Genomic DNA, 11,582 nt, shown 5'->3' on the forward strand with positions numbered 1-11,582 from the left:
GTTTTCCCAGCCAAAACAAATCCATCCCCGCTGTTAAGCGCTAATATCCTCCACCGCCCATCCCCCCCGTACTGCCGGATGGCTCTCTAGCCTTTTGCTGCACATGACTCCATTCCGCGCACGTCATAAAGCTCTTATGGTCGACTTTGCCTCGACCATCAAAACTGACATTGAACGTGTGCTTTTGGCCGGCTTGCGTGAGCATGTAGTCAAAGCAGGTGCCGGGCTCGACGGTGCGCTCACTGATGGATAAAGGCTTCCCGCCGATTTGCTGAACTTGATCCTTGCTCATGCCCATCTCGACCTTTGCGACCAGCGGTTGCTCTCGATAGACCTGTGAATCAGAGCTGCATCCAGCCACCGCAGATAACACGGCGACCAGTGCGAATAGAGGGGTGTTCATGACTGGGCTCCCGATAGTGAGTGTCGTGAAGAAACTCCTGGGTGCATCAGTAAAATTAAAGTCGAGTTCGGCGGTGCGCGCCAAATATTCTCTGGGCTGAGGCATTGGCGTGCCTGGGAAGGGTAGACAACAGAAAGCCCACGCGTGGTGGGCTTTCTGTTTGGGGGCTGGTTCCGTCAGCGATTCGGAGTGTGCTCTACGGTCCAGAGGCTATCAACGACGAGGCGACGAAACGTCGAGGCTGAAGGCGGGGCTTGCGAAAAGGAGTTGGGCCGATTTTTAGAAGCGCGCGAAAACGTTCCTTTTCGATAAAATCGCTCTCAATTCTGGAACCGAGCGTCGCACTGCGGCCCCCCAATTCCGCTGGATGTCTACTCGGCCTCGCGTTACATTTGCCACATTTTATTGCAAGGAACAATTATGCGAATTTTGATAGGCGCGCTTGCTGTTGCAGCGTTGGCGGGGTGCTCTTTGCCAGCGTCCTTGGTGCCGGGTGAACCGAATGTCAGTGAGATCACTGCCAAGGTTCCCAAGGACTACGCACAGTGCGTACTGCCGGCCTGGCAGCGCGAGGTCCCTAAAACCACTCAGATTGCAATTGCTAACGGCTACAGGATCACTGCGCCAAGCGTTATTACCGCCGACGAGACTCTGGATATTGTGAAGTACAAGAATGGGAGTCGAATATCGCTTTATCAAGGTCCGCCGTGGGCCAAGTCGGGCGCGCTGCTGAAGTCACTGCGTAACTGTTTGTAGCTCAGCGGTTTCATGCAGCGACAAGGCATCCGTGATCTCGAACCAGGGCACCTTGCTTGCCGCGAAATCGTGCCGGTAGGCGCTCAAGTTGCAGGCAGTGTCTCGCGCAGGTGCTAGCGTGTGTACGCAACCCTTATGAATTGACGTTGGAGCGATGACCTGATGTCGCTCCCCCGCCAAAAACTTATAGATGTAACCACGCCAGCGAACCCAGCACGACGCTGATGCCCGCCGCACTGTACGCGACCCTTTTCAGCCATTCCTTGCGCGTCAACAAGGTGATCGCTGCCAGCGAAATGGCAATCTGAATGGCCGTCATTGCCTGCGCCCAGCGGTGATGCTGGTGCAATACCAATTCTGACTTTTCATCCCACTCGCGAGCTTCCGCTTCGAGTATCTCTGCCTGCTTGCGCACCGCTTCTTTTTCGGTCTTGTAGCGTTGCGCTTCAGCGGTGTAGTGCGCGGCATCGAGGCCGGGAATGTGAATCGCCAGTTCCGACAGGTTTTGTCGGCTGGATTTTGCCTGGTAGTAATTCCACTGGTTGGAGGCTTCGGTTTTCTTGATGGCGGCGTTGTTTTTGTCCATTGCCGCTTCGCTTTCCGTGGAGCCCGCCTGATAGCTGAGCATGGCACCGATGGTCGCCATGATCGCCGTCATCACCGCGATCTTGCTGGCGAAACTGTCTCCGCGGGCCTGGGCGTGTTCGGTAGCGTGTTCGAGATGTTTTTCGTGCGGGCTAGGGACTTCGAAGTCTTCAGTCATGGACTTTGGTCTTTGCGGAGTGAATAAGTGTCAAATTGTAACGGTAGTATTTGTCAAAGGCGCTATCTCAATGAGGGGCTTTCGAACTTTTACTTCTGGAAACTATGAGGTTTTCATCTTTATCCGACGGTAACCCCACTCGTAGATAAGGCTGGGCTGACGAGGAGAACTCTCGACGTCACCAGACTAGAGGCGATCGCCATGAATTGCATAGGCGCGGGTATCGATGTGAGCAAGGACTCCCCGATGTGGGAGTGCATGGACATAAGCCACGGCTACACGCCTCCAATGACCCTGCTGGATGGAGCCAGGTGATCGACTGGCTGAGGCCTTTCGCGCCTGAGCAGGTTGTTCTGGAAGCAATGGGCTGATACGAGTTGAAGGCCTTGGAGGCGCTCTATGCCGCAGGTTTTCCCAGGGTGCGGGTCAACCCTCGACAAGCCCGTGAGTTCGCCAGGTCCACAGGGCAGTGAGTCAAGACTGATCGACTGGATACCCATACGCTTGCTCATATGGCGAGCGTACGGGAGCTCAATCGCTATCAGCCAAGAGATGAGCAAGTTTATGGTGCCGGGAGAGGCTGTTTAATGGGGTTCGCGCCATCCACGATTGCAAACACCAACAGCTTGGCGCTCTCGGTGTCGCTGGCATTGCGCGATACCGTGTGATGCGTTCCCGGTGTTTCATACCAGTTCTCGCCAGGGCCATAGGTTTTGAGCGGGCCATCGCCTAATTGCGAGGTGACATGTCCTTCCAGCACATAGGCAAATATCGGTCCGACGTGCAAATGGGCTTTGGATGCCTGACCCGGTGCGTAACTCACCGTGGCCAGCAAGACATGATCCCCCGCATTTTTAGGAATATCCTGTTTCATAACCGGGGTAACCGTTTCCTCGCCTGCATCGTGCGCATGTGCGACAGGCAGGACGAACGTCAGCGCGACTGCGAATGTCGCAGCCAATACGCGACTTAGAGGTAACGTAGCGTGTTTGACATTGCGCATGATCATGCTCCTCAGGCTGGGGTCTTACGGAAGCCGATGGCCATGCGGTTCCAACCATTGATCGCAATCACCAGCAAGGTGAGATCGACAATTTCCTCATCGCTGAAGTAGGGGCGCACGGCGGTCCATACGGAGTCTGGTACATGGTCTACCGACACCAGAGTCAAGGCCTCTGTCCATTCAAGCGCAGCGCGCTCGCGGTCAGTAAAGAAGGGGGTTTCACGCCAGACTACGGTGGTGGCCAGGCGGCGTTCGGTTTCGCCGCCTTTGCGGGCATCGCTAGAGTGCATATCAACGCAAAATGCGCAGCCATTGATTTGCGAGGCACGCAGGCGCACCAGCTCTACCAGGGATTTTTCCAATGCAGATTTGCCGATGCGCTCTTCCAGGCCAATCATGGCTTTGATGGCGTGGCCATTGGCTTTGTAGAAGTCGAGACGTTGTTCCATGATCGTGCTCCAGTCGGGGTAAGGCGCAATAAACTGCGCGGACAGGAGCAAGGTTAATCGCGGAACCAGTAGGCAGAAATGGCCATTTCTGCGTATTTTCAGGTAACCAGTAGCGTCGCGCTAAAATGCGAAACGCCCAAAAAAAGCCTCCACCGTGGTCCGTTACCCCTCTACGCAATGACACACCCTAACGCAGGGCTAGCAGCAACTTTCCTAACGCGGTGTCGATCTCTTCTGCACTGATCCCGCCATAGCCAAATAGCAAACCCGGCCGGGGAGTCGTATCGGCATAAAAATTGGAAATACCATATAAGCCTACCCCCACGTCACGGGCGGCATTCACTACATCCGCTTCATTAAAACCAGCCTTCAACAACGCTGTGAGGTGGATACCTGCGGCCGGCACAATCGGCTCAAACCACGGAGCGAGCGGCCCACGCAAATGCCGCAGCAGCGCTTCGCGCCGGGCTTCGTATTGTTTGTGGATGCGTCGCAGGTGCTTGGCGAAATCACCGTCAAGCATAAAGCGCGCCAAGGCCGCCTGAGTGAGCGTGGCGGTGTGCCAGTCCACAATCTGTTTAGCCTTGATCAGGGCAGCTATCAGCGTGAGGGGCGGCACCACATAGCCGATACGTAACTCGGGGAAGATGGTTTTGGAAAAAGTGCCCACGTAGGCTACCAGCCCGCTGCGATCCAGGCTCTTAAGCGATTCTAGCGGGCGGCCCTCAAAGCGGAACTCACCGTCGTAGTCGTCTTCGACGATCACTGCGCCGGCGTTTTGTGCCCATTCAAGCAAGGCAACGCGGCGCTCCAGGCTTAATGGCATGCCCAGCGGAAACTGGTGTGATGGCGTTACATAAATAAGCCGTGCACCCTGAGGTAGCTGGCTTACCAGCATGCCCTCGGTATCGACTGGCACGCTCACTACCTTGGCGCCCATAGCGGTAAAGCAAGCGCGCGCGGGGGGATAGCCGGGTTCTTCCATGGCCACAATATCGCCAGGGTTCACCAGCACCCGCGCCAGTAAATCCAGTGCCTGCTGTGCTCCCTGAGTAACGATGACATCTTGCCAGTTGCTCACCACTGCGCGACTAAACGCGAGATAGCGCGAGATACCGAGGCGCAACTCTTGTTCACCGGCCGGGTCGTGGTAAGTGCCACGCTCGCGGGCTTGCAGCCTTATGGCGTGGTTTAGACAACGCCGCCATGGTTCAAACGGAAATCGCGATTTATCGGTTACCCCGCCCAGAAAATCCAGCGGTGGGGTGGTGCCGTGGCGAGGCATGGAGAGCGCCGCAGGCATCGCTTCCCACAGGGCTGTTGGGCGCGCGTGCTGGATAATAGGGTGACTGACCGGCACGCGTTGCAAGCCGTCAGCCACAAAGGTGCCGTCGCCGAGGCGTGATTGCAAAAGACCCTCAGACAGTAGTCGCTCAAATACATCCAGCGTGGTTTTGCGCGATACGCCCAACTGCCCGGCCAAATCGCGGGTGGAGGGCAAACGCTCGCCTGCAGCCAGGCGGCCGTCAATAATACCAGCGCGCAACTGGCGATAAATTTGGCCAGATAAATCGGTCTGGCCCTGCAAGGTAATGTGTATTTCCATACCACAGCATTCTGGCATAAACGGGTGCAAGTTCTAGGCGTGCTCCCATTTATAGGCGGCTCGGTGCTCACACGGCAGCCATTACTTAGGTACACCTTTGGATGAGGCGGTTGAAGCGGCGCTGGTGGGAATGGGGTGTATCAGTCGGGACGGGTTAGCGAAGAGTTCCTGACGCAGTGGCTACGACTTCCAAAAATAAATCTGAGAATCACTGGCTGACTTGCGTTTCACAGACAAAGTAATTGGTCTTACGATTCTTGGCGGTGAGATCCGTCGTTAGCTGTTTGGCGGCAGCAATGCATTGTTTGTAAGCGTCAGCGCGTACCCAGTGTTCGACGGGTATCACCTGGCAGTCAGTGCGGGAGGCGTCAGTGCACAGGTACAGCAGTAAAAATACCGTCATACAACCTCCTGTGCGCTTAACACCAAAACCATCAGCTGGACCCGGGTTGCAACAGTCCTTAGCAAGTAAAGCTGATTGGCGTTTTATCTGTCAGAAGCGGATCGGTGAGGTCAGAGGCTTTTCCTGGCCGTTCGTCGGGTGTTTCGTATTTGAATCACTGGTCCGGTAATGACCGGCTAGTCTCAAAAACCTTGAAGGTCGGTATTTTTAAGGCAATCAGTTGCTTGCCGGTATCGATCTGGCTGGAGGGACTGATAGATGAGCAATCCTTACATTGAAGATGATGGCGCTGAGTATCCGGTCAACAATTGTGTGCAGTGTGGTCAGACAGATTATGTAGCGGGGTTTGGTGAAACGCCGACCAAGCCGGGGAGGGCCAGGCTGCCAGCGGTGACAAAAACCACCGCAAAACCGTTTATGCCGAAGGTCGCAGCGCCTGTACGCAAGTAACCGAAAGGGCTGTATCAACGTTATTGATTGTCGGACGTTTCTTTCACGCTTCTTTCACAATCACATCCGTAGGCTCAACTCATCCGTTAAAAAGCAATTCCATTAGCCCGTCTCCCCTGCGGGCTTTTTTTTCGTCTTCGATAAAACTCTTTGCGTATAAACTGTCCAACCCTCGCGCTCGGGAGGGTTGAGCTGGTTCATTGACTGATCCGGCTGCCTTTTACAGCATCCAATTTATTACTAATCAGCACCCTTTTTGAGGTTCATGTCATGCGTTTAACTTTGCCTGCTCTGGTTCTGGGTCTTCTGGTCGCTCAAGGCGCAATGGCCGGTGATGGCAGCGCAGCGCTCGGCGGCGGCCTGGGTGGTGCGCTGGGTAACGTGGTCGGTCAGAAGCTCGGTGGCAGCACCGGCGCGGCGATTGGTGCAGGCGTTGCAGGCGCGGCGGGCAGTGCTGCCGGCGCGAGCAAGGGCCACCGCGCTAAAGCTGCAATCGGCGGCGGTGTAGGCGCGGCGGGTGGTTCGGTCATCGGCAACAAGCTGGGCGGCAAGACCGGTTCTACCATTGGTGCTGGCCTTGGTGGCGCAGCCGGCGGTGCGCTCATGGGCAAGTAGGGGCACTGATTCCAGCGGTTCGATTTGCAAAAGCCCGGCTAATTGCCGGGTTTTTTCGTTCTGGGTCACTCGACCCCAAGCCCCCCCATGCTAGTGCGCTACCAGAACCCACAGTCCGCAATGACTCTGACTTCACAACTCCAACAGATCAGCCCTGATCCCGAACGCCATGGCGATTTTTTCCCGGGTTGCGCGGCGCGGTTTGTTCACCGCCTCCTGCTGGGCGAACGCGGGTTGTGAAATCCCCATTCGTTTTGCCACTTCCTCCTGAGTCAGGTTCAAGTGTTCGCGCCAGGCGCGGATTGGGGTGGCGCCGTCGACGATACGACTGACCACTTGATGAGGAATCAGCTCGGTACCGCCGTGTTGAGCGACATACTGCTGGTAGGGAATGACCACAAAGGCCGGTTCGCCGTCCGGGCCGTTGATGATTTGTATGTCAGTAGGTGCGTTCGTCACGTTTTTTGACCTCTTGAATGCTGACCACCTGGACCGAGCCGTCCCAGTCAAACAGAACCCGGTAGTGACCGACTCTGAGGCGATACCCGCAATTGTGCAGGGCCAGCGCCTTGACGTTGATTGCGTCGGGCATGCGCTCCGGCTGCGTTACGGCATCGCGGATTTGGGCCCGGTGCTCCGTGTGTACTCTGAGCAGTTGCTTTACGGCTTTGCGGATCCAGTAGATTTCGTTCATGGATATTAATAAGTCTTCCATAAGTCATTCAATGGCTTTCTTATATTTCTATAAGTAACCGCGCAGCGCTTTCCTTGCGCTCGCTACACACCCTAGGCCGTGATCTGAAGTCGAGAGGCGGCAAACAGTTGCTGCATGTGAACCGCGCTAGCTATGCTACCGGACCCTTTAATCGATCCCTCTTCGATCGATCAAGGCACTGGCCGTACCTGAGCCGCCTCCCGGAATGTTGTGTTGATAACGGATCAGATGCGATGAATGCACCGCTCGACTTCGGCCCGATCAAGGCCGTGATTTTCGATATGGATGGTCTGCTGCTCGATACCGAGGGCATTTACACCGAGGTCACACAAATCATTGCCGAACGCTACGGCCGAACGTTCGACTGGAGCATCAAACAGAACATCATCGGTCGTGGTGCCGATGATCTGGCGCGCTATGTCGTCGAGGCGCTGGATCTGCCGATCAGCGCCGAAGAGTTTCTGGTGATCCGCGAACCGCTGATGCGTGAACGTTTTCCACGGGCGCTGGCAATGCCGGGGGCGCAGGAGTTGGTTCAGCATTTGAAGGCGAACAATATTCCGATTGCCGTGGGTACCAGCTCTTCGAGTCAGTCATTCGGGCAGAAAACCACGTTGCATGGCGATTGGTTTGTGCTGTTCGACACTATCGTGACTGCTGATGACCCTGAGGTGGGCGCGGCGAAACCAGCACCGGATATTTTCCTTACCGCCGCGCGACGTCTGGGTGTGGCGCCGCAGGATTGCCTGGTGTTTGAAGATTCACCGTTTGGCGTCACCGCAGCAAAAGCCGCGGGGATGACCGCGATTGCTGTGCCGGATGCGGCCATGGCTGATGAAAAGTATGCGCATGCCGACAGCATTCTTCGTACGTTAAAGGCCTTCCAGCCGCACGCGTACGGCTTGCCGGCACTCGAGCTGAGATAACGGGCAAACGCTGAACGACAAAACGCCGGGCAACCTGATCAAAGGTTACCCGGCGTTTTGTTTTTACGGTGCGAGGGCGGTGAATCAGGCGCCAAAACCACCGTCGATGGTCAGGCTGGCACCGGTGATGTAGCCGGCTTCCGGGCCTGCGAGGTAGGCGACGAAACCGGCGATCTCGGAGGCGTTGCCGTAACGACCAACGGCCATCAACGGGATCAGGCTCTCGGCGAAATCGCCGTGGGCCGGGTTCATGTCGGTATCGACCGGGCCAGGTTGCACGTTGTTAATGGTGATGCCCCGTGGGCCCAAGTCGCGGGACAGGCCTTTGGTCAGTCCGACCAGAGCCGCCTTGCTCATGGCGTAAGGGCCACCACCGGCGAAGGGCATGCGGTCGGCGTTGGTGCTGCCGATGTTGATGATGCGACCGCCTTCGGTCATGTGTTTGGCGGCCTCTTGAGTCGCGATGAACACACTGCGTACGTTGATTGCCAGCGTTTGGTCGAAGTCTTCGAGTTTGAAATCTTCCAGTGGGGCAATGGCCAGCACACCTGCGTTGTTGACCAGAATATCGAGGCGACCAAAGGTTTCGACTGTGGTGTTTACCGCATTGCGAATGGCTACTGCATCAGCGCTGTCGGCTTTGATGGCCAGGGCTTTGCCGCCGGTCGCGGTGATGCTGTTCTGCAATTCTTCGGCCTTGGCAGCGGAGCTGACGTAAGTGAAGGCGACCGCTGCGCCTTCAGCGGCCAGGCGTTTAACAATGGCGGCACCGATGCCGCGGGAACCGCCCTGGATCAGAGCTACTTTACCGCTGAGGTTTTGAGTGGTCATGTCGATCTCCAAAGTCCCGAGGCGAGATGTCTCGGTTGATGGGGCCTAGTATCGATATTGGATTACCTGCTGTGTAGACGGTCATTGCTATAGTCTGTGTAAACCAAAAGTTTATAGTGGCCGCCATGGAAACCTTCAGCAGTATCGAATGCTTTGTTCGCAGCGCCGAGGTCGGCAGCTTTGCCGAAGCCGCGCGGCGCTTGAGCCTGACCCCGGCGGCGGTGGGCAAAAGTGTCGCCAAGCTTGAGGCGCGCCTGGGCGTTCGGCTGTTTCAGCGCAGTACGCGCAGCCTGACGTTGACCGAAGCCGGTCAGCTGTTTCTCGGCGAAGTCAGTGCCAGCCTGCACACCATTCAGAACGCGGTGGCCAATCTGGCCAGCGCCGAAGGGCGTCCGGCCGGGACGCTGAAAGTCAGTATGGGCACGGTGTTTGGGCGGCTGTACATCGTGCCGCTGCTGGGCGAGTTTTTGCGACGTTTCCCGGCGATCAACCCGGATTGGCATTTCGATAACCGCCAGGTCGATCTGATCGGCCAAGGCTTCGACGCGGCGATTGGTGGCGGTTTTGAACTGCCGCAAGGGGTGGTCGCACGCAAGCTGACGCCGGCCCACCGAGTGCTGGTGGCATCCAGCGATTATCTGGCCCGGCGCGAGGTGATTCGTGAACCGGATGATTTACGCTACTGCGACGGGATTCTGATTCGTTCACCGCAGACCGGCCGGGTGCGTTCCTGGCAACTGACCAGCCGTCGTCAGGAACACAGCCCGCTGAACCTCAAGGCGCGGATGACCATGAGTGACTCCGAAGCCGCTTGCGCCACTGCGGTGCAAGGTTTGGGCATTGCGCTGGTGAGCATGCCGTTCGCCGTCGGTTACCTGAATGTCGGCACCTTGCAGCGCGTGCTGCCGGACTGGTATGTCGATGACGGCAACATCTCGATCTACTACGCCGAACACAAACTGCTGCCGGGCAAGACGCGAGCGTTCGTTGATTTCATCATCGAGCAGTTTGCCGAGCAGCAATGGGCGCAGCGATTCAGCGCCGTCTGAGCAGGTCTCCTGGCCGAGTGCAGATCCTGTGGGAGCGAGCTTGCTCCCACAGGGGATTTTGCAGGGCAGGGGATCAGGCTTTCTGGATGATGTTACCCGCGTGCAAGCCGCATTCTTTCTGCGTGGCTTCTTCCCACCACCAGCGACCTTCGCGCTCGTGCTGGTTTGGTAACACCGGGCGGGTGCACGGCTCGCAGCCAATGCTGATGAAACCGCGCTCATGCAGGCTGTTGTACGGCAGCTCCAGCATGCGGATGTAGCCCCAGATCTCTTCGCTGGTCATTTGTGCCAGTGGGTTGAATTTGTACAGGGTGCGTTCCGGCGTCGAGAACGCGCTGTCGACTTCCAGTACGGCAACCTGGCTGCGGGTGCCCGGGCTCTGATCACGGCGCTGGCCGGTGGCCCAGGCGCTGACGGTGGACAGCTTGCGACGCAGTGGTTCGATCTTGCGGATGCCGCAGCATTCGCCATGACCATCCTTGTAGAAGCTGAACAGGCCTTTTTCTTTGACGAACGGTTCGAGCTTTGTATGGTCCGGCGAGACCAGTTCAATCTCGATCTTGTAGTGCTCGCGCACCTGATCGATGAAGCGATAGGTTTCCGGATGCAGGCGTCCGGTGTCGAGGCTGAAGACTTTGACGTTCTTGTTGATCTTCCAGGCCATGTCCACCAGCACCACGTCTTCGGCGCCGCTGAAGGAGATCCAAAGATCATCCCCGAACTCGGCAAAAGCCAGTTTGAGAATGTCCTGGGCGGATTTGGTGGCATAGGTCGCGGCGAGTTCAGTGACGTCGAACGATGGGCTCATCAGGGCGGTTTCCTACAGGTCGGTGGCGCTAAGCGCTCTATATAGTGGCGATGGTAGCAAAAACCCGAGGCGACAGGGGGGCTCGTCTGCGTTGCGTCGGTCGGTACGACTCGCTAGAGTTCGGCAGTCCTTTTGCTCGCTCAACTCAATAATCAGTATAAATGGGAGTGTCTTGTGGAAATTGCCTGTCTCGATCTGGAAGGTGTTTTGGTCCCGGAAATCTGGATCGCCTTTGCCGAAAAAACCGGGATTGAATCCCTCAAGGCAACCACCCGGGATATTCCCGATTACGACGTGCTGATGAAGCAGCGCCTGCGCATCCTCGACGAGCACGGCCTGAAGCTGTCCGACATTCAGGAAGTGATCGCCACCCTGAAGCCGCTGGACGGTGCCATCGAGTTCGTCAACTGGCTGCGTGAGCGCTTTCAGGTGGTGATCCTTTCCGACACGTTCTACGAGTTTTCCCAGCCGCTGATGCGTCAATTGGGTTTTCCGACCTTACTCTGCCATCGTCTGATGACTGACGAAACCGGTCGGGTGACGGGCTATCAACTGCGTCAGAAAGACCCCAAGCGTCAGTCGGTGTTGGCCTTCAAGAGCCTCTACTATCGGGTGATCGCGGCCGGTGATTCGTACAACGACACCAGCATGCTGGGTGAGGCGGACGCCGGGATTCTGTTCCACGCGCCAGATAACGTGATCCGCGAATTCCCGCAGTTCCCGGCGGTGCACAGCTTTGCCGAGCTGAAGCTGGAATTTCTCAAGGCCTCGAATCGCGAACTGAGCCTGTAAGTCATGTGTCGGG

General features: G+C 57.0%; 16 protein-coding genes. 6 read left to right on the forward strand and 10 right to left on the reverse strand.

The genetic code is table 11. The features are described 5' to 3' along the window. Positions 1-40: 40 nt before the first annotated feature. On the reverse strand, positions 41-403 hold the full coding sequence (gene osmE / locus AC1RPZ_RS17575; RefSeq protein WP_493138243.1) for an osmotically-inducible lipoprotein OsmE: 363 nt from the start codon (positions 401-403) through the stop codon (positions 41-43). Between the two features lie 420 nt (positions 404-823). Between osmE and AC1RPZ_RS17580 the strand changes: the two genes are divergently transcribed. Continuing rightward, the gene (locus AC1RPZ_RS17580; RefSeq protein WP_493138244.1) at positions 824-1,159 is read left to right on the forward strand and encodes a hypothetical protein; all 336 of its coding nucleotides are present in this window, start codon (positions 824-826) and stop codon (positions 1,157-1,159) included. A gap of 184 nt (positions 1,160-1,343) precedes the next feature. On the opposite strand, the gene AC1RPZ_RS17585 is transcribed toward AC1RPZ_RS17580, so the two are convergent. The 5 genes from AC1RPZ_RS17585 to AC1RPZ_RS17605 form a co-directional block, all read right to left on the reverse strand. Then, positions 1,344-1,922, reverse strand: coding sequence for a DUF4337 domain-containing protein (locus AC1RPZ_RS17585; protein WP_493138245.1), 579 nt, complete (start codon positions 1,920-1,922; stop codon positions 1,344-1,346). 562 nt (positions 1,923-2,484) lie between these two features. After that, a complete protein-coding gene (locus tag AC1RPZ_RS17590) occupies positions 2,485-2,925 on the reverse strand; it encodes a cupin domain-containing protein (protein ID WP_493138246.1) in 441 nt (146 codons plus the stop codon). 11 nt (positions 2,926-2,936) lie between these two features. Further along, positions 2,937-3,374, reverse strand: a complete 438-nt coding sequence (locus AC1RPZ_RS17595) for a carboxymuconolactone decarboxylase family protein (RefSeq protein WP_493138247.1) — start codon at positions 3,372-3,374, stop codon at positions 2,937-2,939. Between the two features lie 187 nt (positions 3,375-3,561). Continuing rightward, positions 3,562-4,980: a MocR-like pyridoxine biosynthesis transcription factor PdxR gene (pdxR, locus tag AC1RPZ_RS17600; RefSeq protein ID WP_493138334.1), complete on the reverse strand. Its 1,419-nt coding sequence runs from the start codon at positions 4,978-4,980 to the stop codon at positions 3,562-3,564. Between the two features lie 208 nt (positions 4,981-5,188). Next, the gene (locus AC1RPZ_RS17605; RefSeq protein ID WP_493138248.1) at positions 5,189-5,383 is read right to left on the reverse strand and encodes a hypothetical protein; all 195 of its coding nucleotides are present in this window, start codon (positions 5,381-5,383) and stop codon (positions 5,189-5,191) included. 258 nt (positions 5,384-5,641) lie between these two features. On the opposite strand from AC1RPZ_RS17605, the gene AC1RPZ_RS17610 reads away from it, so the two are divergent. Then, positions 5,642-5,833: a hypothetical protein gene (locus AC1RPZ_RS17610; protein ID WP_493138249.1), complete on the forward strand. Its 192-nt coding sequence runs from the start codon at positions 5,642-5,644 to the stop codon at positions 5,831-5,833. Positions 5,834-6,103: 270 nt separating this feature from the next. After that, positions 6,104-6,448 (forward strand): bacteriocin, encoded by a 345-nt coding sequence (locus AC1RPZ_RS17615; RefSeq protein WP_493138250.1) that lies wholly within the window; start codon positions 6,104-6,106, stop codon positions 6,446-6,448. A gap of 132 nt (positions 6,449-6,580) precedes the next feature. Here AC1RPZ_RS17615 and AC1RPZ_RS17620 read toward each other — a convergent pair whose 3' ends face one another. Both AC1RPZ_RS17620 and AC1RPZ_RS17625 read right to left on the reverse strand, forming a co-directional pair. Next, entirely contained in the window at positions 6,581-6,907 is a 327-nt protein-coding gene (locus AC1RPZ_RS17620; RefSeq protein WP_493138251.1) for a helix-turn-helix domain-containing protein, read from the reverse strand. Continuing rightward, entirely contained in the window at positions 6,888-7,142 is a 255-nt protein-coding gene (locus tag AC1RPZ_RS17625; RefSeq protein ID WP_493138252.1) for a type II toxin-antitoxin system RelE family toxin, read from the reverse strand. Before AC1RPZ_RS17625 ends, AC1RPZ_RS17620 begins: the two co-directional genes overlap by 20 nt. A 254-nt stretch (positions 7,143-7,396) precedes the next feature. Here AC1RPZ_RS17625 and AC1RPZ_RS17630 point away from each other — a divergent pair, with 254 nt between their 5' ends. Further along, positions 7,397-8,089 (forward strand): HAD-IA family hydrolase, encoded by a 693-nt coding sequence (locus tag AC1RPZ_RS17630; protein ID WP_493138253.1) that lies wholly within the window; start codon positions 7,397-7,399, stop codon positions 8,087-8,089. Between the two features lie 84 nt (positions 8,090-8,173). On the opposite strand, the gene AC1RPZ_RS17635 is transcribed toward AC1RPZ_RS17630, so the two are convergent. Beyond that, complete coding sequence (locus tag AC1RPZ_RS17635) at positions 8,174-8,920, reverse strand: 3-oxoacyl-ACP reductase family protein (protein ID WP_493138254.1); 747 nt, start codon at positions 8,918-8,920, stop codon at positions 8,174-8,176. A 125-nt stretch (positions 8,921-9,045) separates the two neighbouring features. Here AC1RPZ_RS17635 and AC1RPZ_RS17640 point away from each other — a divergent pair, with 125 nt between their 5' ends. Next, positions 9,046-9,969 (forward strand): LysR family transcriptional regulator, encoded by a 924-nt coding sequence (locus AC1RPZ_RS17640; RefSeq protein WP_493138255.1) that lies wholly within the window; start codon positions 9,046-9,048, stop codon positions 9,967-9,969. A 73-nt stretch (positions 9,970-10,042) separates the two neighbouring features. Here the strand turns inward: AC1RPZ_RS17640 and AC1RPZ_RS17645 are convergent, their stop codons facing one another. Further along, positions 10,043-10,777: a phosphoadenylyl-sulfate reductase gene (locus tag AC1RPZ_RS17645; RefSeq protein ID WP_493138256.1), complete on the reverse strand. Its 735-nt coding sequence runs from the start codon at positions 10,775-10,777 to the stop codon at positions 10,043-10,045. A 174-nt stretch (positions 10,778-10,951) separates the two neighbouring features. On the opposite strand from AC1RPZ_RS17645, the gene thrH reads away from it, so the two are divergent. Next, a complete protein-coding gene (thrH, locus tag AC1RPZ_RS17650; RefSeq protein ID WP_493138257.1) occupies positions 10,952-11,569 on the forward strand; it encodes a bifunctional phosphoserine phosphatase/homoserine phosphotransferase ThrH in 618 nt (205 codons plus the stop codon). The last annotated feature ends 13 nt before the right edge of the window (positions 11,570-11,582 follow it).

Source organism: Pseudomonas sp. GW822-FHT02D10 (genome assembly GCF_058802345.1).

Bases quoted from the DNA above. Each gene is read 5' to 3' on its own strand.
- osmE (WP_493138243.1), bottom strand. From the start codon at position 403: ATGAACACCCCTCTATTCGCACTGGTCGCCGTGTTATCTGCGGTGGCT.
- AC1RPZ_RS17580 (WP_493138244.1), top strand. From the start codon at position 824: ATGCGAATTTTGATAGGCGCGCTTGCTGTTGCAGCGTTGGCGGGGTGC.
- AC1RPZ_RS17585 (WP_493138245.1), bottom strand. From the start codon at position 1,922: ATGACTGAAGACTTCGAAGTCCCTAGCCCGCACGAAAAACATCTCGAA.
- AC1RPZ_RS17590 (WP_493138246.1), bottom strand. From the start codon at position 2,925: ATGCGCAATGTCAAACACGCTACGTTACCTCTAAGTCGCGTATTGGCT.
- AC1RPZ_RS17595 (WP_493138247.1), bottom strand. From the start codon at position 3,374: ATGGAACAACGTCTCGACTTCTACAAAGCCAATGGCCACGCCATCAAA.
- pdxR (WP_493138334.1), bottom strand. From the start codon at position 4,980: ATGGAAATACACATTACCTTGCAGGGCCAGACCGATTTATCTGGCCAA.
- AC1RPZ_RS17605 (WP_493138248.1), bottom strand. From the start codon at position 5,383: ATGACGGTATTTTTACTGCTGTACCTGTGCACTGACGCCTCCCGCACT.
- AC1RPZ_RS17610 (WP_493138249.1), top strand. From the start codon at position 5,642: ATGAGCAATCCTTACATTGAAGATGATGGCGCTGAGTATCCGGTCAAC.
- AC1RPZ_RS17615 (WP_493138250.1), top strand. From the start codon at position 6,104: ATGCGTTTAACTTTGCCTGCTCTGGTTCTGGGTCTTCTGGTCGCTCAA.
- AC1RPZ_RS17625 (WP_493138252.1), bottom strand. From the start codon at position 7,142: ATGAACGAAATCTACTGGATCCGCAAAGCCGTAAAGCAACTGCTCAGA.
- AC1RPZ_RS17630 (WP_493138253.1), top strand. From the start codon at position 7,397: ATGAATGCACCGCTCGACTTCGGCCCGATCAAGGCCGTGATTTTCGAT.
- AC1RPZ_RS17635 (WP_493138254.1), bottom strand. From the start codon at position 8,920: ATGACCACTCAAAACCTCAGCGGTAAAGTAGCTCTGATCCAGGGCGGT.
- AC1RPZ_RS17640 (WP_493138255.1), top strand. From the start codon at position 9,046: ATGGAAACCTTCAGCAGTATCGAATGCTTTGTTCGCAGCGCCGAGGTC.
- AC1RPZ_RS17645 (WP_493138256.1), bottom strand. From the start codon at position 10,777: ATGAGCCCATCGTTCGACGTCACTGAACTCGCCGCGACCTATGCCACC.